Origin of the sequence: Halioglobus maricola, from assembly GCF_009388985.1 — a bacterium.
GTDB lineage: Bacteria > Pseudomonadota > Gammaproteobacteria > Pseudomonadales > Halieaceae > Halioglobus > Halioglobus maricola.
The window spans coordinates 1133378-1160127 of sequence record NZ_CP036422.1; the positions used below are offsets into that span (position 1 = coordinate 1133378).

A 26750-nucleotide genomic window follows, 5' to 3' on the forward strand; every position below is an offset into this window, starting at 1 on the left:
CCCCCATCGATTAGCTAACGGCCTTTGTGGCGGACGGCCGAACACCTATATAATGTCGCCTTTTTTCGCCGGGTAACCCGGCACACGAAGTGAATACATGCTGAACAAATATCCCCTGTGGAAATACCTGTTGGTGTTGTCTGTCCTGGTCCTTGGCCTGGTCTATGCGGCACCCAATCTCTATAAACCCGATCCTGCGTTGCAGATTACCGGTGAAAGTAGTGCTCAGCTGATTGATGAAGACATCATGGCTCGTGCGCTCAAGGCACTGGAGGATGAGGGCATTGAGCACTTTGGTGAGGTCATCGATCCCCAGGGTCGCAATGGTCTGGTGCGGTTACGTGACGCGGAGGCGCAGCTGGTAGCCCAGGCCCGTGTTTCTCGCATGCTCGGTGATGGCTTTATTGTGGCTCTGAACCTGGCCCCAACAACACCTAAGTGGCTCAGTGATCTGGGTGCCCAGCCCGTCAAGCTGGGCCTCGACCTGCGCGGTGGTGTCCACTTCAAGCTGGAAGTGGATGTCGACGCTGCCATCGAGCGGCGTATGGAGTACTACCTCAACGCCACCAAGCGGGCCCTGCGCGAAGAGCGTATTCGCGGCTACGTAAACCTGGATAAGCGCGGCCGCCTGGAAACCAAGTTCAAGAGCGAAAGCCTGCGCGAACAGGCTCGCGCCATTGTCGCTGAGAATCATCCTGAACTGGTGCTCGATCGTCAGGACGAGGAGGGCAGTTGGAACCTCTATGCCAATATGACCGAGGCGACTCGCAAGGAAATTGCTGATTACGCTGTGAGCCAGAACCTTACAACCCTGCGCAACCGGGTAAATGAACTCGGTGTGTCCGAACCGCTGGTGCAGCGCCAGGGCCAGAACCGTATCGTAGTTGAGCTCGCGGGCATTCAGGATACCGCGGAAGCCAAGCGTATTCTGGGCAAGGTGGCAAACCTCGAGTTCCGTATGGTGGCCAAGTTGGAAGCGCCGCAGTCCGAGAAGCAACGCTATGAATACCGCAGTGCTGATCGCGCCGGAATGAGCGAGTGGCTCGAACGCTCGGTGATCCTCACCGGTGAACGGGTGAGCAATGCTCAGGCCAGTTTTGACCAGAACGGCCGTCCCAATGTGCAGATCAGCCTCGATAGCGAGGGCGGCACTGCCATGTCTCGCGCCACCCGCAACAATATCAAGCGGCGTATGGGTGTGCTGTTCATCGAGCGCAAGTACCGCACGCGTTACGAGATGCAGGAAGACGGCACTGAAATTGCGATCAAAACCCCTTACGACGAGAAAAAGCTCCTGACGGCACCGGTAATTCAGAGTGCGCTTGGCGCCCAGTTCCAGATCACTGGTCTGGACAGCCCGATGGAAGCTTCTGAACTCGCGCTGATGCTGCGTGCAGGTGCTCTTGCTGCCCCGATTTCCTTTGTTGAAGAACGCACCGTTGGCCCATCACTGGGCGCGGAAAACATTCGCCTTGGCGTCAAATCTGTGCAGATCGGTCTGGCGTTGGTTGTGATCTTCATGGTTCTTTACTATCGAGTGTTCGGCGTCGCAGCCGTACTCGCCCTGTCCGCCAACCTGGTGCTGCTGATTGCCTTTATGTCGATTATCGGCGCTACCCTGACATTGCCAGGCATCGCCGGTATCGTGCTGACGGTAGGTATGGCGGTGGACGCCAACGTGTTGATTTTCTCCCGAATACGGGAGGAGCTCAGAAATGGGCTGTCCCCGCAAATGGCGATTCATGCAGGCTACGAGCGCGCGGTGGCAACGATTCTTGACGCCAATATCACGACCCTGATTGTGGCCGTCATCCTCTACGCCGTGGGCACAGGCCCGGTGAAAGGCTTCGCCGTGACCCTGTCAGTGGGTATCGTCACATCCATGTTCACTGCCATTTTGGGTACTCGCGCCATCACTAACCTGATTTACGGCGGCCGCCGTGTCGAGAAGCTGTCCATCGGGGGAGGCGTTTAATATGAAAGTCATCAATTTCATGGGTCAGCGAAAGCTGGCCATGCTGTTCTCCTTTGTTCTGTTGGCTGTTTCTATCGGCTCTCTCGCCACCAAACAGCTGAACTGGGGATTGGACTTCACTGGCGGCACGCTGGTGGAAGTGCACTATTCAGAAACCGCTGACCTCACGGCGATTCGCAACACCCTGGAAACAGGTGGCTTTGCCGGTGCGGTGGTGGTTAGTTTTGGTACTGACCGCGACGTGTTAATCCGTCTGCCCAAGGGCTACTCGGACAAGCAGGGTGCTGAATTGCTAGGCAAGCTGCAAGACGCTTACCCAGGCTCCGTGGAACTGCGAAGAATTGAATTTGTAGGCCCGCAAGTCGGTGACGAATTGCGCGAGCAGGGCGGCCTGGCCATGTTGTTGGCGCTGGGTCTGGTGATGCTTTATATCGCTTTTCGCTTCCAGTTCAAGTTTGCGGTGGGCGCGGTGGTTGCCCTGATTCACGACGTGGTCGTGGTGCTGGGGTTCTTCTCCCTCATTGGGATGGAATTCGATCTCACGGTATTGGCCGCGCTGCTGGCTGTGATCGGTTACTCGCTCAACGATACCATTGTGGTATCAGACCGAATTCGCGAGAACTTCCGCAAACTGCGCAAAGCGGACCCCGAGGAAATCATCAATATCTCCCTCACGGAGACCCTGGGCCGTACCTTGGTGACGTCATTGACCACCATGCTGGTGCTGCTTGCATTGGCGATCTACGGTGGGGAGATGATTCATGGCTTTGCAATTGCGTTGCTGGTGGGTGTTGCGATTGGTACTTACTCATCCATCTATGTCGCGGCGAATATGCTGCTGACCATGGGCGTGAGCAAGGAAGACCTGATGATTCCGGTCAAGGAAGGCGTTGAGCAAGACGACATGATGCCCTGATTGCTCTTTCTGGCCGGGTGGGTAGATGCCTGCCCGGCCAGGAAGTGGAAGAGATCTTACCCCAGCAGAGGCTTGGTAGCCTGCAGAACGGCCTTGAAGCACTTGGGGTTGCCAGCAACAATATTGCCCGATTCAAGGTAGCCCTCAGAGCCGTTGAAATCGGCAACCAGCCCGCCGGCTTCTTTGACCAGCAGAGCGCCAGCAGCGATATCCCACTTGGCCAGGCCAACTTCCCAGAACGCATCGAAACGACCCGCAGCTACATAGGCCAGATCCAGTGCGGCAGAACCCGCGCGGCGAATGCCTGCAGTCTGTCCGGCCAGAATTTCTACGGATTTGGCGTAGGCCTCCAGCTTGTCGTCGCAGTGACCCTTGAAAGGAATACCCGTACCCAGCAGGGCGCCATCGAGTGAATTGCGCTTGCTTACGCGCAGGCGGTGGCCATTGAGGGCCGCGCCGCGACCGCGGGAGGCGGTGAATTCTTCCCGCAGGATGGGGTTCAGGACGACAGCGTGTTCCAGTTTGCCCCGGTGGATGCAGGCAATGGAAATTGCGAAGTGGGGAATGCCCCGGGCGAAGTTGGTTGTGCCGTCCAGCGGATCGATAATCCAGGTGTATTCGGCATCCGCGTCGCCGTCCAGGCCGCTTTCCTCGCCGAGGATTGCATGGTCCGGATAGGCTTTGCGCAACTGGTAGGCGATTTCCTGTTCGGCGTTGATATCCACTTCGCTGACGAAGTCGTTCATGCCCTTGGCTACCACGTCGATGCGATCCAGATCATCGGAGGCGCGCATGATATTTTCGCCGGCTTTGCGGGCGGCACGCAGCGCTATATTGACCATCGGTTCCATGGTGTTGTCCTGAGCTAGTGAACGGGCGCGCGATTATAGAGCAAGCCGGGCAAAAAATCTGCTAAACTTCGCGCCCCAAAATCAGGGTTGATTCATGAATCTCGACAATATTCGCATCGTACTGGTCAATACCAATACGCCGGGCAATATCGGCGGGGTGGCGCGCGCCATGAAAAACATGGGGCTGAGCCGTCTTTACCTGGTCGAACCGCGGGAATATCCCCATGAAGAGGCCACCTGGCGCGCAGCTTCCGCGGGCGATGTGCTCGACAGTGCTGTGGTTACGGCCACGCTGGAGGAGGCTATCGCCGACTGCCAGTTTGTAGTGGGCACCAGCGCCAGGGGCCGCCGGATTCCCTGGCCGCTGCTGGATCCGCGTAAATGCGCCGAGCGCCTTGATGGGGTGTCTGATGATCAGGAGGTGGCAATTCTGTTCGGCCGGGAAGACCGCGGCTTGAAGAATGAGGAGCTGCAGGCGTGTAATCTGCACCTCAATATTCCCACATCAGAGGACTACAGCTCACTCAATCTGGCCATGGCGGTACAGGTTGTGTGCTACGAGCTGCGTATGTTGCTATCGGCTGACAGTTTGCCCAAGGCCGAGGACGAAGAGTGGGATTCTCCATTTACGACCCGCGAGCAAATGGAACTCTTCTACGAGCATCTGGAGCAAACGCTGATTGATGTGGAGTTCCTGAACCCCACAGCGCCGCGGCAATTGATGGCGCGCCTGCGTCGCCTCTATAGCCGCGTTCGCCTCGATGAGATGGAGCTCAACATCCTGCGCGGCATCCTTACCGAGACCCAAAAACGGATCAAAGGCATTCGCTAGTCCGGATATTGTCCTACTAAACTAGTCGGACTTATACTTGACCAAAAAGGTTGGTTATTGCATACTTCCAGCGATCAATAAAGGACGGGTGAGAGTATGCGTCTGACAACAAAAGGGCGGTATGCAGTGACCGCAATGTTGGACCTTGCGCTGCATGGCAGCCACGGTCCGGTGAGCCTGGCAGACATCTCCGGAAGACAGGATATATCGCTGTCTTATCTGGAACAATTGTTTGCCAAGCTGCGCCGTAACGCGCTGGTCACAAGCGTGCGGGGGCCCGGCGGTGGTTATCGCCTGAGCCGTGGTCGCGATGAAATTTTTGTCGCCGAGATCGTCGATGCGGTTAACGAAACTGTCGATGCCACTGGCTGCGGCGGCAAGGGACACTGCCAGCAGGGAGAGGTCTGCCTGACCCATCACCTGTGGGAGGACCTGAGCCAGCAGATTCATGGTTTTCTGAGCCAGATCAGCCTGGCCCAGCTCATGGAAAAACGTGAAGTGAAATCTATTTCCGCGCGCCAGAATGCGCGGCAAGAGCAGGGCGAGACCCTGACCCTCAGCGAGATCTGAGGCGAGAACGGAGTTTTAGAACATGCAAAAACCGATTTACTTTGATTATCTGGCGACGACACCCTGTGATCCCCGGGTTGTGGAGAAGATGGTCCACTGTCTGTCTGTCGAGGGTAATTTCGGCAACCCGGCGTCCCGCTCCCACATGTATGGCTGGAAGGCCGAGGAAGCGGTAGAAAATGCCCGTCGTCAGGTGGCTGACCTGATCGGCGCGGATCCGCGTGAAATCGTCTGGACGTCTGGTGCGACCGAGTCAGACAACCTGGCCATTAAAGGTGTTGCCCACTTCTACGGTAAGAAGGGCAAGCACATCATCACTTCCAAGATCGAGCACAAAGCTGTGCTGGATACCTGTCGCCAGCTTGAGCGTGAGGGCTTCGAGGTCACTTATCTCGATCCGGATACCCAGGGCCTTATAACGCCTCAGGCTGTCGCTGAAGCACTGCGAGACGACACGGTCCTGGTGAGCATCATGCACGCCAATAACGAGATTGGTACTGTCAATGATATCGCCGGTATCGGCGAAGTAACCCGCAACGCAGGTGTCCTGTTTCACGTGGACGCCGCGCAGGGCGCAGGCAAAATCGCCATTGACCTCAAGGAAATGAAAGTTGACCTGATGTCCATGTCCGGCCACAAAATGTACGGACCCAAGGGCATCGGAGCACTCTATGTTCGCCGCAAGCCACGTGTGCGCCTCGAAGCACAGATGCACGGCGGTGGTCACGAACGCGGTATGCGTTCCGGCACCCTGGCAACCCACCAGATCGTCGGTATGGGCGAAGCTGCCCGTATAGCCACGGAAGAAATGGCTACCGAAGCGGTCAAGGTCAATGCCCTGCGCCAGCGCTTCTGGGATGGGATCAAGGACATTGAGGAAGTTCACGTCAATGGCGATATGGACCAGCGCCTGCCGGGCGCAATCAACGTCAGTATTGCGTTTGTTGAAGGTGAATCCCTGATCATGTCGCTCAAGGACCTGGCAATTTCATCCGGCTCTGCCTGTACCTCGGCAAGTCTGGAGCCTTCTTATGTGCTGCGCGCGCTGGGCTTGAACGACGAACTCGCTCACAGCTCCCTGCGCTTCAGCTTTGGCCGTTTCACTACTGAAGACGACGTGGATGTGGCTATCGAACAATTGCGCGGAGCCGTTGGCAAGCTGCGTGAACTGTCTCCGCTTTGGGATATGTACCAAGACGGCGTAGACCTGAACACAATTGAATGGGCCGCGCACTAGCGGTAGAGGAGAACGATCATGGCTTATAGTGACAAAGTTCTGGACCACTACGAGAACCCCCGCAACGTGGGCAAACTCGACGCTGGGGACGAGAGTGTAGGCACCGGTATGGTAGGTGCACCCGCCTGTGGCGATGTAATGCGACTGCAGATCCGGGTAAATGACGACGGCGTGATTGAAGACGCGAAATTTAAAACTTACGGCTGTGGCAGTGCTATTGCGTCAAGCTCCCTGCTCACAGAGTGGGTCAAGGGCAAGAACCTTGATGAGGCAGAGCAGATCAAGAACACCGAGATCGCCGAAGAACTGGCGCTGCCCCCGGTCAAAATTCACTGCAGCGTATTGGCGGAAGATGCCATTAAGGCCGCGGTTAAGGATCTTCGCGACAAGCGAGGCGAGGGCTGATGGGCGTTTCCATCACAGCCTCTGCTGCCGGACATATCGCTGACCAGCTTCAGGGTCGCGGGCATGGCCTCGGCATACGGCTGGGGGTGACTACCTCCGGCTGTTCCGGCATGGCTTATGTGCTGGAGTTTGTCGATGAGCAGGCTGCGGAAGATGAGGTCTTTGAAAATCATGGGGTCAAGGTATTTATTGATCCCAAGAGCCTGGCCTACCTGGACGGTACCGAGTTGGACTTCGTTCGCGAGGGTCTCAACGAAGGCCTGCAGTTCAAAAACCCCAATGTCTCCGCTGAGTGCGGTTGTGGCGAAAGCTTTACCGTATAATTCCCCTCCCGATTCAGCGGCCGAGGCGGCATGAGCTCTCCAGACTTTACCCAGAACTACTTCCAGCTGTTTGAACTGCCCGTGCAGTTCAGCCTGGATGTCGCCCCCCTGGGCCAGCGTTACCGGCAGTTGCAACAGGAATTGCACCCCGACAGGTTCGCCAGTGCCGGTGAGCACGAGCAGCGAATTGCCGTGCAGTACTCCGCTTTTGTCAATGAGGCCTACAACACCCTCAAGGCGCCGCTATCGCGTGCGCTTTACTTGCTCAAGCTGTCCGGGATGAGTGAGGAAAGTATTGGCCGCCAGCAAGTAGATGGCGGTTTCCTCATGGAGCAAATGGAGCTTCGGGAGAAGCTGGAGACCATGCACGACCTGATCGACCCGGACACTGTGCTGGACCACTTGCTGGAAGAAATCTCCGGCGATATAAAAATGCATCAGGCGGAATTCAAAGCCGCCTATGAACAATCTGATCTCTCCGCCGCCGCAAGCGCTTGCGTAAAAATGCAGTATCTCGAGAAATTGCAGCTCGAGGCGGAGCAGATCGAAGCGGATTTAATGGATAGCTGAATGGCGCTGTTGCAAATAGCTGAACCTGGCCAGTCACCCGTGCCTCATCAGGCGAAACGCGCGGTGGGTATCGACCTGGGCACAACGAATTCCCTGGTGGCAACCGTGCGCGGCGGTCGCGCCGAGGCGCTGCGCGATATCGAGGGGCATGTGATGCTGCCCTCCGTGGTTAATTACACTGGCGCAACGCCGCTTGTCGGTGCTGCGGCCCAGGCGCTTGCCAGCGTGCATCCCGCCGATACCCTGGTTTCCGTAAAGCGCTTCATGGGGCGCGGTCGTGAAGACGCCCTGGCCGACGCCGAGCGCTCACACTACCAGCTTGCGGCGGGCGATGAGGGCATGGTGAGTTTCGAGACCAGTGCCGGTGTGGTCTCTCCGGTGCAGGCCTCTGCAGAGATTCTTACTGCTCTGCGCCAGCGTGCTGAAGAAACGCTGGGCGGAAGCATTGAGGGTGCGGTTATCACAGTGCCTGCCTATTTTGATGAACCCCAGCGCCAGGCAACTAAAGACGCCGCGACCCTTGCCGGCTTGCCGGTGCTACGCCTGTTGAATGAACCCACCGCCGCCGCAGTGGCCTACGGCCTCGATTCTCGCGAAGAGGGCGTTATCGCCGTCTATGACCTGGGTGGCGGCACCTTCGATATCTCTATCCTGAGGCTGCATCGGGGGGTGTTTGAGGTGTTGGCTACCGGCGGCGATACAGCGCTGGGCGGTGATGATTTCGATGCCGCTATCGCCCAGTGGGCCATAACAGAGGCGGGTATCACAGAGATCGAAGCCGGGCAGCATCGCGCCCTGCACAGCCTTGCCCGAGCTGCCAAGGAGCAGCTCTCTGTAGCCGATTCGGTGGTGTTGCCGCTGGGTGATATTGTGCCGGGAGCCTCAAGCCTGACACTCCGCCGCAGTGAGTTTGAAACGCTGATTCAAACCCTTGTGAAGCGCACGCTGCGTGCCTGCCGCCGCTGTCTGCGAGACGCCGATTTGGACGAGGTGGAGAACGTGGTCATGGTGGGCGGTTCCACGCGTGTTCCCATGGTGCGGGAAGCGGTGGGAGAATTTTTCAGTCGCGAGCCCCTGATCGATATAGATCCCGACAAGGTCGTGGCTATCGGCGCTGCCATTCAGGCGGATATCCTCGCGGGTAATCGCCCCGAGGGCGATCTGCTGTTGCTGGATGTGCTGCCGTTGTCGCTGGGTCTGGAGACCATGGGTGGTCTGGTGGAAAAGATCATTCCCCGCAATACCACAATCCCGGTGACCCGAGCCCAGGATTTTACGACCTTCAAGGATGGCCAGACCGCGCTTGCCATACATATTGTGCAGGGCGAGCGTGAGATGGTCGCTGATTCCCGTTCCCTTGCGCGCTTCGAATTGCGAGGCATTCCGCCCATGGTAGCCGGCGCAGCCCGTATTCAGGTGACCTTCCAGGTAGACGCGGACGGCCTGCTCAATGTCTCCGCTCGCGAAGAGACCACCGGTGCCCAGAGCAGCGTCACCGTGAAGCCATCTTTCGGCCTCAGTGATGAGCAGATTACCGGCATGTTGAAAGCGTCGTTCACCAATGCTTCAGAGGACAAAAGTGCCCGTCAGTTGGCGGAGCAGCGGCTGGACGCCCAGCAGCTATTGGATGGGCTAGAGGCGGCTTTGGCTGCCGACGGAACCGAACTATTGGATGAAGCTGAGTGTCAGGCTCTGCACGCTCTGATGCATGAGTTGACAGAGCAGGTGGCGGGTACAGATGTGCCTGGCATACGCAAACTGACTGAAGAGCTCGGCCGGGCAAGCGAGAGTTTTGCTGCCCGCCGGATGGACAAGAGTATCAAGCGTGCTCTGGCTGGTGTCAGCCTTGAGCAGCTCGACGAGGAGGAACAGTAATGACCCGTATCGTGGTCCTGCCCAACGAAAATCTGTGCCCGGAAGGGGCAGTGGTAGAAGCCGAACCCGGTGAGAGTGTTTGTCGTGCATTGCTGCGCAATGATATTCCGTTGGAACATGCCTGCGAGATGTCATGTGCCTGCACCACCTGCCACGTGGTGGTGCGTGAAGGCTATGATTCCATGGAAGAACCCGACGAGCTCGAGGACGACTATCTGGACAAGGCCTGGGGTCTGGAACCCGATTCACGTCTGTCCTGCCAGGCGATCGTCGCCGATGAAGACCTGGTGGTGGAAATACCCAAATATACGATCAATATGGTGTCTGAACGCCACTGAGGTGTCCCGTGCGCTGGACTGATATAACCGACATTGCTATCGAACTCACTGAGGCCCATCCGGACGTAGACCCACTGGCACTGAACTTTGTGGATTTGCGCAACTGGGTGGTCGCACTTCCCGGTTTTGATGACGCTCCGGATCGCTGCGGCGAGAAGATCCTCGAGGCCATTCAGGCAGCCTGGATTGAGGAGATGGACTAGGCATTGTGGGCGCGCTTTCTGTCGCGCCCCAGGCCACATTCCCGGCGGAAATACGCAGTGACTGTTCCGTCCGCAGTGAAAATTCCCCGCTTTTTCTAAGCTATTGTTTTTAAAAGCTTAATTACTTTGCCCTAAAGTCGATTCAGGGTGAAACCCGACCCCGAAACCCGTATAATTGCGCGGTTTTTAACGCACCTGCCTGCAGCGGGGCCCACGAGGCTCTCCGCGAGGTGGGTGTTTATCTTTAAAATACTCATTTGGAGACCTCCCCATGGCAGTAGAACGCACCCTGTCCATCGTTAAGCCCGACGCCGTAGGCAAAAACGTCATCGGTAAAATTTACTCCCGCTTTGAAAGCAACGGCCTGCAGATTGTAGCTGCCAAGATGCTGCGTCTGGACGATGTTGTTGCCGGCGGTTTTTATGCCGAGCACGCTGAGCGCCCGTTCTACAAAGACCTGGTTGCGTTTATGACTTCTGGCCCTGTCTGCGTGCAGGTTCTGGAAGGTGAGAATGCGATCGCCAAGAACCGCGAGTTGATGGGAGCTACTAACCCGCAGGAAGCCGACGAAGGCACTATCCGCGCTGATTTCGCTTCCAGCATCGATGCCAATGCCGTCCACGGTTCTGATTCCCCGGCTTCTGCCGAGCGTGAAATCGCTTACTTCTTCGCCGCCAGCGAGATCTGCGCGCGCTAAGCGGTATTTGATGTGACGTCGGTAATAGCCACTTCAGAAGGGACTGGGCAGCAGGTCGAGAAGACCAATTTGCTGGGCCTGCCCCTGCCTGCGCTGGAGCAATTTTTCCTCGATATTGGGGAAAAGAAGTTCCGCGCGGTGCAGGTAATGAAGTGGATGCATCACCACGGTGTTACCGACTTTGAAGAAATGACGAATCTGGGTAAGGCCCTGCGCGAGAAACTCGCTGGCTGTGCCCAGATCCGTCCCCCCGAAATTGTCAGCCAGCACGACTCCAATGACGGCACGCGTAAGTGGGCTATCAGGGTTGATGGTGGTGGCCTGGTAGAGACCGTGCTGATCCCCGACGGTAACCGGGCAACCCTCTGTGTCTCATCGCAAGTGGGCTGCAGCCTCGATTGCAGTTTCTGCTCTACGGGTAAACAGGGGTTCATGCGCGATTTGAGCGCTGCCGAGATCATCGGCCAGGTATGGTTGGCGATCGATTCCTACGATGCTTTTCAGACAAGTAATAGCCGTGTGGTGACCAATGTTGTGATGATGGGCATGGGTGAACCGCTGCTCAATTTTGACAATGTAGTGGCCTCCATGGACCTGATGATGGAAGACAATGCCTATGGCATCTCCAAGCGCCGGGTCACTCTCAGCACCTCTGGCGTAGTGCCGGCGCTGGACGCCCTTGCCCAGGTGAGTGAGGCGTCGCTGGCGGTATCTCTGCACGCGCCGAATGATGCGCTGCGCAATGAACTGGTTCCCATCAACAAAAAGTACCCGATCAGCGTGCTGCTGGAGAGCGCTCGCAACTACATCGATGCCCAGAGCGACAAAAAGCGCGTGGTCACTATTGAGTACACGCTGATCGCAGGTGTGAATGATCAGCGCGAGCACGCCCACGAGTTGGCGGAACTGCTCAAGGACTTCCCTTGTAAGATCAATCTCATTCCTTTTAACACCTTCGATCAGTCCGATTACCAGCGCCCCAGCGGCAATGCGGTGTCGCGCTTCTGGCAAGTACTGGTGGATGCAGGATATATTGTCACTGTGCGTACCACCCGCGGCGACGATATCGACGCCGCATGCGGCCAATTGGTTGGCCAGGTGGTAGACCGCACCCGCCGCAGCGAGCGCTATCGCCAGGCTGCGGAACAGAATAACGATCAAGCAGCGGGGCAGGCTACGTGACTAAAGGGACTATTAATATTTCAGCGCTCAGGATGATCGCCGTGGCTATGGTTGCCCTGGTTATGAGTGGCTGTATTTCTACCAAAGAGACGGTATTTACCGATAAGGCCGACCCTGAGAAGGCGTTGGAATACCGGGTGGAGCTGGCACGCAAGTACATCGGTGAGGGCAACTGGGACAACGCAAAACGCAATCTGAGCCTGGCCACCGAAATTGACCCCAAGAACGCCGAGGTGCACGAGGCTTTCGCGTTGGTCTACCAGAGTACGGGCGAGTTTGAGCTCGCGGAGCAGAGCTATCAGGAAGCGCTCAGGCTCGACAAGAATTTTTCACGCGCGCGCAATAATTACGCCGCTTATCTCTACTCCCAGGGTCGCTACAAGGACGCCCAGAAAGAGCTGGAGCTTGTTGTGCAAGACACGCTCTACAAGGGCCGCCCGCGCGCATTTGTAAACCTCGGCCTGTGTCGAGTGCAGAACTTTGATCCCCAGGGCGCCGAAGAGGCTTTCCGTCGCGCCCTCACTATGGATCGCACCAACAGTATTGCCCTGCTGGAATTGGCGCAGTTGCGCTACGACGCTGCTGACTATGAAACAGCAGGCCGTTACTACGACACCTACCGTTCGGTGATTCGCCAGCAATCTTCGCGCGGCCTCTGGTTGGGTGTTCGTCTCGCGCGGCAGCAAGGAGACCTGAACGCCGAGGGTAGTTATGCCCTGGCACTGCAGAACCTGTACCCGGATTCGGCCGAATTTGAGGCCTACAAGCGGACCCTGTAAGCGTGACTAGCGACATTTCAGCACAGGCAGAGATATTTATGACTCCGGGCAGCATGCTGCGGTCTGCTCGCCTGAGCCAGGGGCTGGGTGAGCGTGAGGTCGCGGATCGGCTCAACCTGATGCCGGACTATGTCGCGATCCTGGAACGCGATGCCTACCAGGATCTGCGCAGTCCCGCTTTCGCGCGAGGTTATGTGCGCAGCTATGGCCAACTGATGGGCCTGGACGAAGCACGATTACTCAAGGCATTCGATGAGCATTGCCAGGACCTGGGCCAGGAAAAGAAACGTGTTGAAACCAAATCCCTGCAACTCCAGAGCACAGGCTTCGCTGTTGTGGTTGGCCTGGCAACCTTGCTGCTGCTGTTTGCCGGCTTGTGGTTGTGGCGAGGTGAATGATGAAAACTGAATCACCGATCAAGCGACGAGTCTCGCGCAAAATCTGGGTTGGCGATGTGCCGGTAGGCGGCGATGCCCCGATCAGTGTGCAGAGCATGACCAATACCGAGACCTGTGATGTAGCGGCGACCGTAGCCCAGGTGCAGGCGATTGCCGATGCCGGTGCAGATATCGTGCGGGTATCGGTTCCCAGTATGGATGCCGCCGAGGCGTTTCGCGATATCCGCAGTCAGGTGAGCGTGCCACTGGTGGCAGATATTCATTTCGATCACAAAATTGCGCTGAAAGTCGCTGAATACGGCGTGGATTGCCTTCGCATCAACCCGGGCAATATCGGCCGCGACGACAAGGTCAGGGAAGTGATAAGCAGTGCCCGGGATAAAGGCATCCCGATTCGGATCGGCGTCAATGCCGGCTCTCTGGGCAAGGAATTGCAGCGCAAGTACGGCGAGCCTACTGCCGAAGCGCTGGTGGAATCGGCGATGCATCACGTCGACATTCTGGACAAGCATGATTTCCAGGATTTCAAAGTATCTGTGAAGGCCTCGGAAGTCTTTATGGCGGTGGAAGCCTATCGATTGCTGGCCAGGCAAATTGAACAGCCGCTGCATCTGGGAATTACCGAGGCGGGTGGCCTGCGTGGCGGAACCGTCAAATCGGCCGTGGGCCTGGGCATGCTGCTGATGGATGGTATTGGCGATACGATCCGTATTTCCCTTGCCGCCGACCCGGTGGAAGAGGTGAAAGTCGGGTTTGAGATTCTCAAGAGCCTCAAGCTGCGCACCAATGGTATTAATTTTATCGCCTGCCCCAGCTGCTCGCGCCAGAATTTCGATGTGATCGGTACCATGAACGCACTGGAGCAGCGCCTCGAGGATATTCGCACGCCGATGGATGTGGCCGTGATCGGCTGTATCGTCAACGGCCCTGGCGAGGCGCGCGAGGCGGATGTCGGATTGACAGGCGCTTCTCCGAGTAACCTGATTTATGTGGACGGTGAGCCTGACCACAAGATCAATAATGAAGAATTTGTCGATCATCTGGAGAAGGTGATCCGGGACAAGGCAGCACTGCTGGAACAGTCGCGTGCAGAGCAAGAGGAAAAACTGATCCTCAAGAGCTCGGCCTGAACATCGCCCTGAATAAGGAATACGTGTGAGTACGATCAGAGCCGTCCGCGGGATGAATGACATCCTGCCGGATGAGACCCCCTACTGGCAGTACATCGAAACTGTGATCCGGCAGTTGATGTCCGGCTATGGCTATAGCGAGATTCGGATGCCGATCGTGGAGCGGACAGATCTGTTCCGCCGGGGCGTGGGTGAGGTCACTGACATCGTTGAGAAGGAAATGTACACCTTCGAGGATCGCAGTGAAGACAGCCTGACCTTGCGCCCTGAAGGTACCGCAGGCTGCGTGCGTGCGGCGATTCAGCACGGCTTGCTCAATATGGCCCAGCGGCTGTGGTACACAGGCCCGATGTTTCGCTACGAGCGCCCTCAGAAAGGGCGCCAGCGCCAGTTTCACCAGGTAGGTGCCGAGGCATTTGGCATTGCCAGCCCCGATATGGATGCAGAGATGATTCTGCTGACGGCGCGTCTCTGGCGTGACCTGGGTGTGGCCGAGCATGTTGAGCTGCAGCTGAATTCGATCGGCAGTGCTGATGCGCGGCAGGCTTACAAAGATGCACTGGTAGTGTATCTGCGCGAGCGCGCTGAGCAGTTGGATGAAGACAGCCAGCGCCGGCTCGACAGCAATCCACTGCGGATTCTGGATAGTAAGAATCCGGATACCCAGGCGTTGTTGGACGGCGCGCCTGCGCTTGGCGATTTTCTTGACGAGGAGTCGCAGGCAGATTTCGCTCGCCTGTGTGAGCTGCTCGATGCTGCGGGTGTGCCTTACACCGTGAACCAGCGTCTGGTGCGTGGGCTCGATTACTACAACAAGACCGTGTTTGAGTGGGTGACTGACCAGCTTGGAGCCCAGGGCACTGTCTGTGGTGGTGGCCGTTATGATGGCCTTGTTGAGCAACTCGGTGGTAAGGCTGTTCCCGGCGTAGGTTTCGCCATGGGTTTGGAACGGCTGGTGTTATTGCTGGAAGCCTGTGACACTCTGCCGGGCGCCAATGCCCAGGCGGACATATACGTTGTCAGCTTTGGTGATGACGCACAGCGTCAGGCCGTTGCTGCTACCGAGCGCCTGCGCGATAGCGCCAGCGCGCTGAGAATCGTGCAACACACGGGTGGTGGCAGTTTTAAAAGCCAGATGAAAAAGGCCGACAAGTCCGGCGCACGGGTCGCCCTGATCTGGGGTGAGGACGAAGTAGCCGCGGGCACTGTGAGCCTGAAGGCCCTGCGGGCCGAAGACAAAGAGCAAATCACCCAGCAGGCAGTGCCGCTGGACGAACTGGAACAGACCCTGCGCACATTGTTTGCCGGGTGAAATAGGTAGAGGAAGTAACAGAAGTGGATCAGTACCGCACAGAAGAAGAACAGGTTGAAGCGCTGAAAAAGTGGTGGGATGAGAATGGTCGTTCCATCATCGTTTCGGTCATTGTGGCCCTGGGTGTTGGCTTTGGTTGGCAAGGCTGGCAGAAGTACACCGCGGATGAAGCCGCAGCAGCCTCGGAACGTTACCAGGCGCTGCTGCAGGAAATGGCGCAGATCTCGGATGCCGAGGGGCAGCAGACCGCCATCACAATGGCCCGTGAAATCAAGACTGAGCACAGCCGCAGCACGTATGCTGAATTTGCCGGCCTGCATCTGGCGCGCCTGGCGGCAGTGCGGGGAGATATGGCAGAGGCTGAGGCGCAACTGCGCTGGGTGCTTGGCCGCGCTGACAAAGGCAGCGAGGTATACCAGCTTGCCCAGTTGCGCCTGGCACGCGTTCTCGCCTCCAACGGCGACACTGCTCAGGCGAAGTCCATACTTGACGGCACCGATGCAGGCGCCCACGAGGCCTCTTACGCGGTGGCTCGTGGCGATATCGCCATGCTGGAAGGCAACGAGGAAGAAGCGCGCGCTGCCTATACTCAGGCCCTGAGCCTGGCCGCACAGAGTGGGGGCGGCCAAGTGAGTCTCAGTCTGGTGCAGCAGAAACTGCAGAGCCTGAGCCCGGTGATGCCGCGTGATATTGAGGCGGTTGCACCCGTCGCGCCAGTCGCGCAGGACCCCACTGAAACCACGGAAGCTACTGAGGCACAGGAGTAAGCTATGCGAGGCAATAAGCTTTGGATCGCTGCGCTACTGATGTCCGTTGTCCTCAGTGGCTGCAGTACCGTCAAAGGCTGGTTCGAGACTGACGATGACGATCCGCGCGAACCCGCGGAGCTGTTCGACATCGAGCAGTCAGTCAAAATCAAGAAACTCTGGTCGGTGGGTGTCGGCAACGGCCAGGGCAAAGGGCTGTATAAACTCCAGCCCGTCATCGACAGTGGCACCATTTACGCCGCCTCCGCCGACGGTGAGGTCAAGGCTGTTTCATTGTCTAGCGGCAAGCAGCAATGGAAGGCGGATCTTGATACTTCGCTCTCTGGCGGCGTCGGCGTATATGGCGATGCCTTGTTGGTCGGCAGTTCCGATGGCTCTGTACTCAAGCTGAGTGCGAGCAATGGTGAAGTTCTCTGGTCAACGCGCCTGCAGGGCGAGGTTCTGGCGCCGCCCCAGGGTAACGGCAGAGTTGTTGTCGCCCAGACTTACGACGGCAAGTTGCAGGGGCTGGATTTTGCCACTGGCGAGCGTCTCTGGGCCTACGACAGCAACGTACCGGTGCTGACTATTCGCGGCACCAGCACGCCCATTCTCAACAACAATACGGTTTACGCCGGCTTTGCCAGCGGTCGTGTCCTGGCCTTTGATGCCGATACTGGCGCGATCGACTGGGAAGTACGTGTGGCTATTTCCCAGGGTCGTTCCGAGATCGAACGTATCGTCGATGTGGACGGCACCATGGCCTTGATCGGTAGCGAGCTCTACGCGGCCAGTTATCAGGGTCGTGTGGTAGCGATCGATGCTGCTTCCGGGCGCAAGGTCTGGCAGAAAGATGTCTCCTCTTTTGCGGGTGTCTCGCAGGGCTTCGGCAATGTCTATGTCACCGATGACGATGGCACCCTGAGCGCATACCTGCGCAATGGCCAGGGGCTGCGTTGGCAGCAGGATGCACTTTCCTTCCGCGAACTGTCTCGTCCCACGCCGGTCAGCAGTTATGTGGCAGTAACGGATTTTGAAGGGGTGCTGCACCTCGTTTCCCAGGTCGACGGCGAATTCGTCGGTCGCACCAAGTTGGGCGGAGGCGGTGCCCGTGCGGATATGCTGGCAGACGGCAACCGACTATATGTTTACACCAACAAGGGCAAATTGACCGCCCTAGAGGTTCAAGCGAAGAACTGATGATCCCCGTTATCGCCCTCGTGGGGCGCCCCAATGTCGGCAAATCTACCTTGTTCAACCAGCTTACCCGCAGTCGGGATGCGCTGGTGGCCGACTTTCCGGGCCTGACCCGCGATCGCAAGTATGGCGAGGCTCGCCTTGGCGACCAACCCTACGTGGTAATCGATACCGGCGGTATTAGTGGTGATGAAGAGGGAATTGATCATGAGATGGCCGGCCAGTCTCAGGCCGCTATCGAAGAAGCAGACGCTGTTCTTTTCCTGGTGGACGCCAGAGAGGGACTGAACGCGGCAGATGATAGCCTCGCGCGCTACCTGCGTCAGCGAAACAAGCCCTTTCATCTTGTCGTGAACAAGATCGATGGTATTAACGAGGACGTCGCTACCAGCGATTTCTATTCGCTGGGTGTCAGCTCCATGTTCTCAATCGCCGCGAGCCATGGTCGCGGCGTTCGCCAGATGATCGAAGAAGTTCTGGTCGAGTTTCCGCCTGAAGATCCCCGCGAGGAAGACGAGGATTACTACCGCTCAACTCGGGTAGCCGTGGTTGGCCGACCGAATGTCGGCAAATCGACACTGGTGAATCGCCTGCTAGGGGAAGACCGGGTCGTGGTATTTGACCAGCCAGGGACAACCCGCGACAGTATTTATATCGACTACCAGCGCGATGACAAGGATTACACCCTGATTGATACGGCGGGTGTCAGGCGCCGCAAGAACGTTAAGGAAACGGTGGAAAAGTTCTCCATCGTCAAAACGCTCAAGGCTATCGACGATGCTCATGTGGTGATTCTGGTGATGGATGCCCATGAAGGTCTGGTTGAGCAGGATATGCACTTGCTTGGCCACTGTATCGAAAAGGGCAGGGGCCTGGTACTCGCGGTTAACAAGTGGGATGGGGTAGAGCCTGACCAGCGCGATTGGATCAAGTCCGAGTTAAATCGCCGTCTGGTTTTTGCCGAATATGCCGATACCCACTTTATCTCCGCCCTGCACGGCACTGGCGTGGGTCACTTGTACAAGTCGATCAATGCGGCCTTTGAATCGTCCACTCGCAAACTCAGCACTAATGTACTGACGCGTATTCTTGAAGACGCAGTGTTTGACCACAATCCTCCAATGATCAACGGCCGGCGCCCCAAGCTGCGTTACGCTCATGCGGGAGGCCAGAATCCTCCCCTGATCATCATTCATGGCAACCAGACCGGTAAGGTGCCTGCGAGTTACCAGCGCTATCTGGAAAAAATATACCGTCGTGAACTGGAGCTGGTGGGCACCCCGGTACGCATCGAATTTCGCACCTCTGAGAACCCCTACGCTGAGAAGCGTAACAAGCTCACCCAGCGTCAGGTGCAGCGCAAGCGGCGCCTGATGTCACATGTCAAAAAAGCCGAAAAGAAGAAAAAGAAAAAGAAGAAGTAACCTTTTCGGGTGAACGGGCGGACTATGCCGGATCTGGATAGCAGGGAAAATGTAGAACAGTTCGTGGAGCTGTTTTACCAGCAAGTGCTGGCGGACCCTGAACTGGGCCCCATTTTCCTTGATGTCGCCGCTATCGACCTGGATGTGCACTTACCTCATATCAAAGACTATTGGTGCAAGTTGCTGCTGGGAGAGCGTGGTTACCAGCGTCATACTATGAACATTCACCGCCAGCTCCACGGCAAACGCAGCCTGGCGGGCCCTGACTTCGCCCGCTGGCTGGCCCATTTCGAGGCCACGCTGGACACGCATTTTACCGGTCAATACACGGAAAAAGCCCGCCGTATAGCAGGTGCTATAGCAGCTAATATGGAACAAGGGCTCGAATTCTAGCGTTTCTTTTCTTCTTAACTCATTGAATTTATTGCAGTTAGTAATTTTCTGTATAAGTTTTCTTGCGATATACAAAACTAGTGATATAGTTACCTATAACACCAATTCAGTGAGGTAGGGAAAAATGAGCATCAAACCACGGCGACAGGTATTTGCCAGAGGCGATAAGCGCGGCGTTGTGCACGCTGGTCTGCTGATCATCTGCGCCATGCTCAGTATTCTGGGAATGGGCGTTACAGCCTTATGGGCGTTTCTGCCAGCAGCAGTGCTGCTGGAAGTACTGGCAAGGTTCAGTCCTGTGCGCCACGCGCGCCGGATGTAGGAGCAGGACGATGTGGCGTTATCTTTCCGTATTTGTCCTGCTGCTGGCGGCTGTCGTATTCCTTCAGTCACAGGCCGGTCAGGTTGCGCCGGGGCATGTCGCTCTGGTGCAACTGCAGGATTGTCTGGAGCTGAACCTGACCCACCAGATGGCTGGCCAGGGGGAGGGCCTCTCTCTCAGTGGTATAGCTCGCGCTCTGGGTATCGGCATCCTGAGCATTCTATTTTTTGTGCCGGCCGCTTTGCTGGCTGAACTACTCTCTGGTGGCGGTGACGACCGTACCGCTGCCTGATTTCGGAGAACAAGCATGATCAAATATTCAATGATTCCCGCAGCGCTGTTGATAACCTCGATGGCGAGCGCAGACACCATTACCGTTACTGAGCTCATTGCCGACGGCGTGGAGGTGTTGGGCGACGTCGAGGTAGAGATTAGCCAGGGTGATGTCGTCGAGCTGCAAGTCCGTGGCGAACGTGAGGATCTCGAACGTAAGCCGTTCTACCTCGACGGGCGCACACTGATATTGGGCGCTGCCAAGCGTCGCGATAAGCACGACTATGACGATCTTAAATATAAGCTCACCTTGCCGGACCTCGATGAGGTGACGCTGAACGGTAGCGGCGATGTCTATGTGAAGCCCCTGGTCGTTGCCGAAATCGAGTTAAATGTTAATGGTTCGGGCGATATCAAGGCTTTTTCAATCACTGCCGATGATCTCGAGCTGACGGTGGAGGGCTCTGGCGACCTCAAGGTGGCGGAGGTAAAAGCGCCTTCGCTCAGTTTGCTGGTGGCCGGGTCCGGTGATATCGGCCTTGGTGATGTTCAGCTGGATGTTGTCGAGTCGGTCGTCAGCGGTTCGGGTGATATCAAGGTCGGATCTTCTATGGGGAAAGCTTCTACCATAGAGATGAGCATTATCGGCGGCGGTGCTATCAATATGTCACCGGTCGATTTTGATTACGCTGAAATCAATATTGTGGGCTCCGGCGACGCCAGAATTGGTGAAGTGAAAGTAATGGAAGTGAACATTATTGGCAGCGGCGATGTGCACTATAGTGGCGACCCGGAGATCGATAGCAATGTGATCGGCTCTGGCGATCTTAACCGCAGAAACTGATCCGGAGATTTCCCGTGACAGTCGAATGGAATGACAAGCAGCCCATCTACCGCCAGCTCCGCGACCTGGTCGCTGAGCGCATTATGGATGGCAGTTTTCCGGAAGGGGATGCGGTGCCCTCGGTTCGCCAGGTGGCGTCTGACTATCAGATCAATCACCTGACCGTAGGCAAGGCCTATCAGGAACTGGTAGACGCAGGCCTGCTGGAGAAGCGCCGCGGTCTGGGCATGTTTGTAAAGGAAGGTGCCGCCAAGGCGCTTACCAGCAATGAAAAACAACAGTTTATTGACGAGGAGGTGCCCGCGTTTTTGGATCGGGCGCGCGTTCTCGGTCTTGAGTTGCAGGAAGTGGTAGACCTGCTGCTCGCCTCAGGGGGAGAATCACAATGAGTACGATAATCGAGGCCAGGGGGCTGACCCGCCGCTTCGGTGACCTCAGGGCAGTGGACGGCGCAGACTTTAAAGTTGAGTCCGGATCTGTCGTGGGGTTGATTGGGCCTAACGGAGCAGGCAAAACGACTTTATTGCGTTCCTTGTTGGGCCTGTGCAAATACGATGGCGAGTTGGATGTACTCGGCTGTCATCCGCTCCGGGACCGCGCGAAACTGATGGAGCAGGTCTGCTTTATCGCGGACACGGCGGTATTGCCGCGCTGGATGAAGGTCATCCAATTGCTGGACTACGTCTCCGGTATCCATCCGCGTTTTGATCGCAGCCAGGCAGAGGCCTTCCTCAGGGATACCGACGTGGGTCTGAACCGCAGGATTCGCGATCTCTCCAAAGGCATGATGGTGCAACTGCACCTGGCTATGGTGATGGCAATCGACGCGAAGCTGCTGATTCTTGACGAACCAACCTTGGGCCTGGATATCCTGTTTCGCAAGCGCTTCTTCGAGCAGCTGATTTCTGACTACTACGACGGTGAACGCACGATTATTATTTCTACCCACCAGGTGGAAGAGGTGCAGCATATTCTTACGGACGTCAGCTTTATCGACCACGGTAAAATGGTGCTCTCCCGTTCCATGGAGTCCATCGATGAAGACTTCGTGCAACTGGATGCGGTGGGCGAAGATGCTGAGCGCGCTATGGGTATTCCTCACCTGGGGGCTCAGAGCATACTCGGCGGTAAGTCGATTATCTACGAAGACGTTGATCGCGCTTCGCTTGAGCCTCTCGGCAAGCTGCGGACGCCGTCGATTGCAGATCTGTTCGTGGCGATAATGGGGGGAGAAAAGTAATGGCTTCTATTGATTCACAGCGTATTTTTACCCTGGTGCAGCGCGAACTGCAGGAATTTCGCGTTTCAATGATTATCACACCACTAGCGATAGCGGGCGTGCTCTCCGTACTGATGCTGGCCAGTGTTCTGCTCGCTGGCCGAATTACAGCGATGGGTGATGAGGTTTTCAATATATTACTGTCGGCGGATGAAGGCGTCAGCCCTGTGATCACGATCAATCTGGATGATGACGACGATCGTCATTCAGGCCATGTCGACCACGTTGAAATCATGGCCAGCGAAGTCACAGCTGATGACCCCAACAGTGGAGAAGAGTGGAATTTTTCTCGCGAGTGGCGTTTTGAAAGTGGCGCTGAGGACGACCAGGTAGATTGGGATGTTGACGAAGTAGGGAGCCTCAACCCTGCCCTGAATGTTGTGCATGGACTGATGCTGATTGTGCTGATCGTGATTACGGTGAGTTACCTTCTGTGCTGCCTGTATAACGATCGCAAGGACCGGACAATCCTGTTCTGGAAGTCCATGCCAGTGTCTGAGTGGGAAGAGGTGCTTGTACGCATGGGTATGGCCTTACTGCTTGTGCCGGCGATTTACATCGCAGTGTCGCTGCTCCTGCAAATGGTGTTTGTGTTGCTGGCCATGCTGCTCGTGTGGCAAATGGACAAAGATCCTTTCGACGCAGTTCTGGGCAATATTGAGTTTGGCAGTTTGCTTGTGCAGCAGCTGGGCGGCTGGTTACTGACAGCGCTGTGGGTCGCTCCCGTTTATGCCTATTTGATGCTGGCATCTGCCTTTGCCAAGAGGTCACCCTTCCTGACAGCAGTTGCACCGGTCATAGCGCTGATCTTTATCGAAGGCCTGTTGCTGGGTACTGATTACGTCGGCACAGCGGTCAAGAATCACGTGCCTCACTACATCGGCGGTGAAAGTGTCGTGGGGTTTTACTTCCACTCCGGTTTCTGGAACCAGATCAACTACCTCAGCCTGTTTGCGGGGCTGGCGTTCGCGGTCGCCGCTGTTGTAGGATCAGTGTATTTGCGGCGCTATCGATTTGAAATCTGATTTCACGAGTACAGCAAAACCAAGAAGCCCCGGACCGTTTGGCCCGGGGCTTCTTGTTACTGCGGCCTTTATCGGCCCGGGTACGGTCACTACCGCCAGCGTGGCCGGTGCGAGCTTTGGCTACGCTCTTCTCTGGGCGCTGCTGTTCTCCATCATCGCGACTGCTGTGCTCCAGGAGATGTCAGCTCGCCTGGGGCTTGTCACTCGCATGGGCCTCGCGCAGGCACTGCGTGAAACCTTTGCAGGCCACTGGTATGGGACTGCCGCTGTTATTCTCGTTGTCGCCGCTGTTGGCATCGGCAACGCTGCATATGAAGCGGGCAATATCACAGGCGCCGCACTTGGGCTGCAAGGTCTCAGCGGTATAGACGGCTGGGTCTGGTCACTACTGGTGGGTGCTGCTTCAGCTGCACTGCTGTTTAGCGGTCGTTACAAGATGATCGAAGGCGTATTGATCCTGCTCGTGCTGCTGATGAGTACTGTTTTCCTTTTAACGTTCATCATGGTGCGTCCCTCATTGAATGAATTCTTTGGCGGCCTGCTGCGGCCGAGCCTACCAGAGGGCAGCCTGCTCACTGCGATCGCACTGATCGGAACCACCGTGGTCCCCTACAATTTGTTCCTGCACTCCAGTGCCGTGCAGGAAAAGTGGCCCGATTCTGAAGCCCTGGACGATTCCCTGCGCGCTGCGCGGGTGGACACCGGGCTTTCGATTGGCCTCGGTGGCTTGATTACGCTGGCCATACTGACGACAGCGGCGGCGGCGTTTTTCGGCTCGGGTATGGCGATCAGTGCCGCCAACATCGCCGTGCAATTGGAACCTTTGCTCGGCTCCGCTTCGCGCTACTTCTTTGCGCTTGGCCTGTTCGCCGCAGGGCTCAGCAGCGCAGTGGCCGCGCCACTTGCAGCAGCTTACGCGGTGAGCGGGGCCATGGGATGGGACACCAGTCTCGCTTCCTGGAAGTTCCGCAGTATCTGGCTGGCGGTGCTGCTGTGTGGCACCTTCTTCGCTGTGATTGGTACTAAACCCCTTGCAGCTATACTCTTTGCGCAGGCAGCCAATGGCTTTTTGTTGCCGGTGTGTGCGATCTTTCTGTTGTTGATGGTGAATCGCAAGGCCGCTATGGGTGAGTACTGTAATCGCCTGTGGAGTAACTTATTGGGAGCGATAGTTGTTCTGGTTACACTGGGGCTTGGCGGCTTAAAGCTATATCAGGTACTACTATGACGATAAAGATATCGCCGGTCTCCGGGATAACTGGGAAAGCTCATTTTGGTTTTTAGAGAAGCAATAGATAGTGACCTGGCGCTGCTGCGCGAGTTTGAGCAGCGCGTTATTGAGGCTGAAAGACCCTACAACAGTGCCATCAAGAGCGAGCCTACCACGTACTATGACATTGAGAGCTTAATCTCAGATCGCGATTCTCAACTGTTACTCGCCGAAACTGACAATGAAATCGTTGCCACCGGGTATGCTCAAATAAGAAGTTCAAAGGCTTCTCTCAAGCATGCTCAGCACGCTTATCTGGGCTTCATGTACGTCTCACCAAAACATCGCGGTCAGGGTATAAATTCCATGCTGATAGAGCAGCTGATAAGTTGGTGTGAACAGCGGAGTGTGCAGAATTTCTATCTTGATGTTTATGCCCTGAATAGATCGGCCATCAAAGCGTACGAGAAGCTTGGTTTCAGGCCATCGATGGTAGAAATGAGCCTCAGCAGGGAATAATAGGCATCTTGAATTCTATCTGGATGTGTATGAGTGAGCGGTGGCCTCGGGGCCTGGGAAAAATTTTGGCGTTACCAGAGCAGTAGGGCAGGACGTGCTGGAGTTCCTTCAAGCAAGCTTCAAAGTGTATGTTTTCTCCGCGTTTGCCGCTTTCGCGATCGCCGGCAGCGTCGCGCTATATTTATGGTTTGTGGGAAAGAAGCAACAGGCTATTTTTGCAGGGTTGGTGGTATTGATGGTAGGGATAAGTTTTGCCGTTGTCAGGCAGCTTACCATTACTGAGCTTATTCAAGTGGCTGCGCAGCCAGAGACGTTAGTATCGGTAGTGCCCGAATCAGCGGGTAGTGAGCGGGCTATGCTGACTTCTGGTTTGGAAAACATTTTTCAATTCAGAGGGCAGAGCCGTTCGAATCCAACTAATCAAAAGCATGAGTTTGCTATCTGTGACTCAAAGGCAGTTGAGTGTCACACTGTCACCTTCGCTCGAGATTCAGAAGATTCGGATGTCTACTGGGTAAAGTTCTCTCTCAAAAATGGCAATATGTCTCTTGGGTTTTTTAGAGCAACGGCTACTGGGCTTAACTGGGAATGAGAAAATGGTAGCGGCGGTTCGCCAGTACGAAGCTCTCTTCACACGCTACACTTTAATGTTGATGGATATGAAACGTTACCGACTATATTCACTCCCCGGCATTTTGCTGGGGTTTCTCGCAGCTCCAGCTGCAGCAAGCCAGTTTACTGATCCCTTTGACGGCAAATTCGACATGTCTGGCTACCTGTCGGAAAACGCCTTCGGATTTCTACCTGTACCCATCATCATCTCGGAGCCTGCAGTAGATCAGGGGCTTGGCCTGATGGGGATGTTCTTCCACGAGGATGAGGAAGCTGCCGCTGAGCGCAAGAAGATGATGGCGGAGTCGGAAACGCCCACGCGATATCTCTTGCCTCCGAGCGTGTCTGCAGTGGCGGCTGCCTACACAGGCAACGAGTCCTGGATGCTCGGCGGCGGGCATTTTGGCTTTTACCGGGAGGGGCGCATCCGCTACCAGGGCGGCGCTGGCTACGGAGATATCAACCTCGACTATTACAGCATAGGGGATGTGGTGCTGCCTAAGCCCATCTCCCTGAAAACAGAAGCGCTGTTTGTGTCCAACACTCTGAAATTCCGCTTGGGAGAACTGCCTCTGTTTCTTGGTCCTACCCAGACATATATTGAAGCCGAGTTGTCTCCCGGTGGCCTCGCTGATATTTTTCCGCCGAACATACCAGATGATGTTGTCGACGGCTTAACTGATCTGCTGTCCGCCGATGTGACTACCTCCGGTGTTGGTTTCGAGCTGGAATTCGACTTGCGTGACAACATATTTTCCCCAACCAAGGGCTTTGCTTACACGCTGGATTATCTCGCCTACCGCGATAGTATCGGCAGTGATATAGATTATGATCGCTGGGAGTTCGAGGGCCTGAATTACTTCAAGTTCAGTGAGTATTGGCGTGGCGCTGTACGCCTTGGCGGTGAGAGTGTCGACAGTGACGACCCTCTGCCACCTTTTGCGATGCCGGCCCTTGATATGCGCGGTATTCCCGCCGCGCGTTACCAGGCTGAAAATGTCGCTGTGATCGAAGGCGAAGTGACATGGCAATTTACTCCTCGCTGGAGCGCTCTCGCCTTTGCCGGCGCGGGCTGGATTGAAAACGACAGCGACGAGTTGTTCGGCTCGTCCAGCCTGGTCAGTCGCGGGGCGGGTTTCCGATATCAGATTGCACGCCAGTACGGAATGCATGTGGGTATTGACGTCGCGCGTGGCCCGGAAGATACGGTTTGGTATATTCAGGTGGGGTCAGCCTGGTAGCGCGACGTATCAGAACACAGCGGCTCGATGTAGAGTTCACCCTAAGGGATCAGAGAAAACTCGCTTGAGTAC

32 protein-coding genes are annotated in these 26750 nt (G+C 56.4%); 31 read left to right on the plus strand and 1 reads right to left on the minus strand.

All coding sequences use genetic code 11. The features are described from left to right. The first annotated feature begins 97 nt into the window (after window positions 1–97). Together secD and secF are read left to right on the plus strand one after the other, a co-directional pair. Window positions 98–1975, plus strand: a complete 1878-nt coding sequence (gene secD / locus EY643_RS05110; protein ID WP_152661179.1) for a protein translocase subunit SecD — start codon at window positions 98–100, stop codon at window positions 1973–1975. Window position 1976: 1 nt separating this feature from the next. After that, the gene (gene secF, locus EY643_RS05115) at window positions 1977–2891 is read left to right on the plus strand and encodes a protein translocase subunit SecF (protein ID WP_152661180.1); all 915 of its coding nucleotides are present in this window, start codon (window positions 1977–1979) and stop codon (window positions 2889–2891) included. Between the two features lie 56 nt (window positions 2892–2947). Here the strand turns inward: secF and EY643_RS05120 are convergent, their stop codons facing one another. After that, on the minus strand, window positions 2948–3742 hold the full coding sequence (locus tag EY643_RS05120; protein ID WP_152661181.1) for an inositol monophosphatase family protein: 795 nt from the start codon (window positions 3740–3742) through the stop codon (window positions 2948–2950). 94 nt (window positions 3743–3836) lie between these two features. Here EY643_RS05120 and EY643_RS05125 point away from each other — a divergent pair, with 94 nt between their 5' ends. The 29 genes from EY643_RS05125 (at window position 3837) to EY643_RS05265 (ending at window position 26678) form a co-directional block, all read left to right on the plus strand. Further along, window positions 3837–4574: an RNA methyltransferase gene (locus EY643_RS05125; protein ID WP_152661182.1), complete on the plus strand. Its 738-nt coding sequence runs from the start codon at window positions 3837–3839 to the stop codon at window positions 4572–4574. 96 nt (window positions 4575–4670) lie between these two features. Continuing rightward, a complete protein-coding gene (gene iscR / locus EY643_RS05130) occupies window positions 4671–5144 on the plus strand; it encodes a Fe-S cluster assembly transcriptional regulator IscR (protein WP_152661183.1) in 474 nt (157 codons plus the stop codon). A gap of 22 nt (window positions 5145–5166) precedes the next feature. Further along, entirely contained in the window at window positions 5167–6381 is a 1215-nt protein-coding gene (locus EY643_RS05135; protein ID WP_152661184.1) for an IscS subfamily cysteine desulfurase, read from the plus strand. A gap of 18 nt (window positions 6382–6399) precedes the next feature. Continuing rightward, a complete protein-coding gene (iscU, locus tag EY643_RS05140) occupies window positions 6400–6786 on the plus strand; it encodes a Fe-S cluster assembly scaffold IscU (protein WP_152661185.1) in 387 nt (128 codons plus the stop codon). Continuing rightward, window positions 6786–7109, plus strand: a complete 324-nt coding sequence (iscA, locus tag EY643_RS05145; RefSeq protein ID WP_152661186.1) for an iron-sulfur cluster assembly protein IscA — start codon at window positions 6786–6788, stop codon at window positions 7107–7109. The genes iscU and iscA overlap by 1 nt, the downstream gene beginning before the upstream one ends. Before the next feature lie 30 nt (window positions 7110–7139). Then, window positions 7140–7679 carry a Fe-S protein assembly co-chaperone HscB gene (gene hscB / locus EY643_RS05150; protein WP_152661187.1) on the plus strand — a complete coding sequence of 180 codons (540 nt, stop codon included), beginning with the start codon at window positions 7140–7142 and terminating at the stop codon, window positions 7677–7679. Beyond that, window positions 7680–9554, plus strand: a complete 1875-nt coding sequence (gene hscA, locus EY643_RS05155; protein WP_152661188.1) for a Fe-S protein assembly chaperone HscA — start codon at window positions 7680–7682, stop codon at window positions 9552–9554. Then, the gene (gene fdx / locus EY643_RS05160) at window positions 9554–9892 is read left to right on the plus strand and encodes an ISC system 2Fe-2S type ferredoxin (RefSeq protein WP_152661189.1); all 339 of its coding nucleotides are present in this window, start codon (window positions 9554–9556) and stop codon (window positions 9890–9892) included. Before hscA ends, fdx begins: the two co-directional genes overlap by 1 nt. An 8-nt stretch (window positions 9893–9900) precedes the next feature. Continuing rightward, window positions 9901–10095: a Fe-S cluster assembly protein IscX gene (gene iscX / locus EY643_RS05165; RefSeq protein ID WP_152661190.1), complete on the plus strand. Its 195-nt coding sequence runs from the start codon at window positions 9901–9903 to the stop codon at window positions 10093–10095. A 271-nt stretch (window positions 10096–10366) separates the two neighbouring features. Further along, complete coding sequence (gene ndk / locus EY643_RS05170) at window positions 10367–10792, plus strand: nucleoside-diphosphate kinase (protein WP_152661191.1); 426 nt, start codon at window positions 10367–10369, stop codon at window positions 10790–10792. 12 nt (window positions 10793–10804) lie between these two features. Beyond that, a complete protein-coding gene (gene rlmN / locus EY643_RS05175) occupies window positions 10805–11974 on the plus strand; it encodes a dual-specificity RNA methyltransferase RlmN (protein ID WP_152661192.1) in 1170 nt (389 codons plus the stop codon). Beyond that, window positions 11971–12753 carry a type IV pilus biogenesis/stability protein PilW gene (gene pilW, locus EY643_RS05180; protein WP_240732826.1) on the plus strand — a complete coding sequence of 261 codons (783 nt, stop codon included), beginning with the start codon at window positions 11971–11973 and terminating at the stop codon, window positions 12751–12753. The genes rlmN and pilW overlap by 4 nt, the downstream gene beginning before the upstream one ends. A gap of 2 nt (window positions 12754–12755) precedes the next feature. Further along, window positions 12756–13151 (plus strand): helix-turn-helix domain-containing protein, encoded by a 396-nt coding sequence (locus EY643_RS05185; protein WP_152661193.1) that lies wholly within the window; start codon window positions 12756–12758, stop codon window positions 13149–13151. Then, window positions 13151–14281 (plus strand): flavodoxin-dependent (E)-4-hydroxy-3-methylbut-2-enyl-diphosphate synthase, encoded by a 1131-nt coding sequence (gene ispG / locus EY643_RS05190; RefSeq protein WP_153240914.1) that lies wholly within the window; start codon window positions 13151–13153, stop codon window positions 14279–14281. Before EY643_RS05185 ends, ispG begins: the two co-directional genes overlap by 1 nt. A 25-nt stretch (window positions 14282–14306) precedes the next feature. After that, window positions 14307–15593 carry a histidine--tRNA ligase gene (gene hisS, locus EY643_RS05195; protein WP_152661194.1) on the plus strand — a complete coding sequence of 429 codons (1287 nt, stop codon included), beginning with the start codon at window positions 14307–14309 and terminating at the stop codon, window positions 15591–15593. A gap of 23 nt (window positions 15594–15616) precedes the next feature. Continuing rightward, on the plus strand, window positions 15617–16360 hold the full coding sequence (locus EY643_RS05200) for a YfgM family protein (RefSeq protein ID WP_152661195.1): 744 nt from the start codon (window positions 15617–15619) through the stop codon (window positions 16358–16360). A gap of 3 nt (window positions 16361–16363) precedes the next feature. Further along, the gene (gene bamB / locus EY643_RS05205) at window positions 16364–17539 is read left to right on the plus strand and encodes an outer membrane protein assembly factor BamB (protein WP_152661196.1); all 1176 of its coding nucleotides are present in this window, start codon (window positions 16364–16366) and stop codon (window positions 17537–17539) included. After that, entirely contained in the window at window positions 17539–18960 is a 1422-nt protein-coding gene (gene der, locus EY643_RS05210) for a ribosome biogenesis GTPase Der (RefSeq protein ID WP_152661197.1), read from the plus strand. The genes bamB and der overlap by 1 nt, the downstream gene beginning before the upstream one ends. A gap of 24 nt (window positions 18961–18984) precedes the next feature. Then, the gene (locus EY643_RS05215; RefSeq protein WP_152661198.1) at window positions 18985–19353 is read left to right on the plus strand and encodes a group III truncated hemoglobin; all 369 of its coding nucleotides are present in this window, start codon (window positions 18985–18987) and stop codon (window positions 19351–19353) included. A gap of 124 nt (window positions 19354–19477) precedes the next feature. Then, window positions 19478–19675, plus strand: a complete 198-nt coding sequence (locus tag EY643_RS05220) for a hypothetical protein (protein WP_152661199.1) — start codon at window positions 19478–19480, stop codon at window positions 19673–19675. 10 nt (window positions 19676–19685) lie between these two features. Continuing rightward, the gene (locus EY643_RS05225; protein ID WP_152661200.1) at window positions 19686–19967 is read left to right on the plus strand and encodes a hypothetical protein; all 282 of its coding nucleotides are present in this window, start codon (window positions 19686–19688) and stop codon (window positions 19965–19967) included. Window positions 19968–19982: 15 nt separating this feature from the next. Beyond that, window positions 19983–20792 (plus strand): GIN domain-containing protein, encoded by an 810-nt coding sequence (locus tag EY643_RS05230; RefSeq protein WP_152661201.1) that lies wholly within the window; start codon window positions 19983–19985, stop codon window positions 20790–20792. Window positions 20793–20806: 14 nt separating this feature from the next. Continuing rightward, window positions 20807–21181, plus strand: a complete 375-nt coding sequence (locus tag EY643_RS05235; protein WP_152661202.1) for a GntR family transcriptional regulator — start codon at window positions 20807–20809, stop codon at window positions 21179–21181. Continuing rightward, window positions 21178–22032 carry an ABC transporter ATP-binding protein gene (locus EY643_RS05240; protein ID WP_152661203.1) on the plus strand — a complete coding sequence of 285 codons (855 nt, stop codon included), beginning with the start codon at window positions 21178–21180 and terminating at the stop codon, window positions 22030–22032. The genes EY643_RS05235 and EY643_RS05240 overlap by 4 nt, the downstream gene beginning before the upstream one ends. After that, entirely contained in the window at window positions 22032–23096 is a 1065-nt protein-coding gene (locus EY643_RS05245; RefSeq protein WP_152661204.1) for a hypothetical protein, read from the plus strand. Before EY643_RS05240 ends, EY643_RS05245 begins: the two co-directional genes overlap by 1 nt. Beyond that, window positions 23086–24324 carry an Nramp family divalent metal transporter gene (locus tag EY643_RS05250; RefSeq protein WP_205743151.1) on the plus strand — a complete coding sequence of 413 codons (1239 nt, stop codon included), beginning with the start codon at window positions 23086–23088 and terminating at the stop codon, window positions 24322–24324. The genes EY643_RS05245 and EY643_RS05250 overlap by 11 nt, the downstream gene beginning before the upstream one ends. 45 nt (window positions 24325–24369) lie before the next feature. Then, window positions 24370–24825 (plus strand): GNAT family N-acetyltransferase, encoded by a 456-nt coding sequence (locus EY643_RS05255; protein WP_240732827.1) that lies wholly within the window; start codon window positions 24370–24372, stop codon window positions 24823–24825. Between the two features lie 94 nt (window positions 24826–24919). Then, on the plus strand, window positions 24920–25417 hold the full coding sequence (locus tag EY643_RS05260) for a hypothetical protein (protein WP_152661207.1): 498 nt from the start codon (window positions 24920–24922) through the stop codon (window positions 25415–25417). 67 nt (window positions 25418–25484) lie between these two features. Continuing rightward, complete coding sequence (locus EY643_RS05265) at window positions 25485–26678, plus strand: BamA/TamA family outer membrane protein (protein ID WP_205743152.1); 1194 nt, start codon at window positions 25485–25487, stop codon at window positions 26676–26678. Window positions 26679–26750: the final 72 nt, after the last annotated feature.

Bases quoted from the DNA above. Each gene is read 5' to 3' on its own strand.
- secD (WP_152661179.1), top strand. From the start codon at position 98: ATGCTGAACAAATATCCCCTGTGGAAATACCTGTTGGTGTTGTCTGTC.
- secF (WP_152661180.1), top strand. From the start codon at position 1,977: ATGAAAGTCATCAATTTCATGGGTCAGCGAAAGCTGGCCATGCTGTTC.
- EY643_RS05120 (WP_152661181.1), bottom strand. From the start codon at position 3,742: ATGGAACCGATGGTCAATATAGCGCTGCGTGCCGCCCGCAAAGCCGGC.
- EY643_RS05125 (WP_152661182.1), top strand. From the start codon at position 3,837: ATGAATCTCGACAATATTCGCATCGTACTGGTCAATACCAATACGCCG.
- iscR (WP_152661183.1), top strand. From the start codon at position 4,671: ATGCGTCTGACAACAAAAGGGCGGTATGCAGTGACCGCAATGTTGGAC.
- EY643_RS05135 (WP_152661184.1), top strand. From the start codon at position 5,167: ATGCAAAAACCGATTTACTTTGATTATCTGGCGACGACACCCTGTGAT.
- iscU (WP_152661185.1), top strand. From the start codon at position 6,400: ATGGCTTATAGTGACAAAGTTCTGGACCACTACGAGAACCCCCGCAAC.
- iscA (WP_152661186.1), top strand. From the start codon at position 6,786: ATGGGCGTTTCCATCACAGCCTCTGCTGCCGGACATATCGCTGACCAG.
- hscB (WP_152661187.1), top strand. From the start codon at position 7,140: ATGAGCTCTCCAGACTTTACCCAGAACTACTTCCAGCTGTTTGAACTG.
- hscA (WP_152661188.1), top strand. From the start codon at position 7,680: ATGGCGCTGTTGCAAATAGCTGAACCTGGCCAGTCACCCGTGCCTCAT.
- fdx (WP_152661189.1), top strand. From the start codon at position 9,554: ATGACCCGTATCGTGGTCCTGCCCAACGAAAATCTGTGCCCGGAAGGG.
- ndk (WP_152661191.1), top strand. From the start codon at position 10,367: ATGGCAGTAGAACGCACCCTGTCCATCGTTAAGCCCGACGCCGTAGGC.
- ispG (WP_153240914.1), top strand. From the start codon at position 13,151: ATGAAAACTGAATCACCGATCAAGCGACGAGTCTCGCGCAAAATCTGG.
- bamB (WP_152661196.1), top strand. From the start codon at position 16,364: ATGCGAGGCAATAAGCTTTGGATCGCTGCGCTACTGATGTCCGTTGTC.
- der (WP_152661197.1), top strand. From the start codon at position 17,539: ATGATCCCCGTTATCGCCCTCGTGGGGCGCCCCAATGTCGGCAAATCT.
- EY643_RS05215 (WP_152661198.1), top strand. From the start codon at position 18,985: ATGCCGGATCTGGATAGCAGGGAAAATGTAGAACAGTTCGTGGAGCTG.
- EY643_RS05220 (WP_152661199.1), top strand. From the start codon at position 19,478: ATGAGCATCAAACCACGGCGACAGGTATTTGCCAGAGGCGATAAGCGC.
- EY643_RS05225 (WP_152661200.1), top strand. From the start codon at position 19,686: ATGTGGCGTTATCTTTCCGTATTTGTCCTGCTGCTGGCGGCTGTCGTA.
- EY643_RS05230 (WP_152661201.1), top strand. From the start codon at position 19,983: ATGATCAAATATTCAATGATTCCCGCAGCGCTGTTGATAACCTCGATG.
- EY643_RS05240 (WP_152661203.1), top strand. From the start codon at position 21,178: ATGAGTACGATAATCGAGGCCAGGGGGCTGACCCGCCGCTTCGGTGAC.
- EY643_RS05245 (WP_152661204.1), top strand. From the start codon at position 22,032: ATGGCTTCTATTGATTCACAGCGTATTTTTACCCTGGTGCAGCGCGAA.
- EY643_RS05265 (WP_205743152.1), top strand. From the start codon at position 25,485: ATGAAACGTTACCGACTATATTCACTCCCCGGCATTTTGCTGGGGTTT.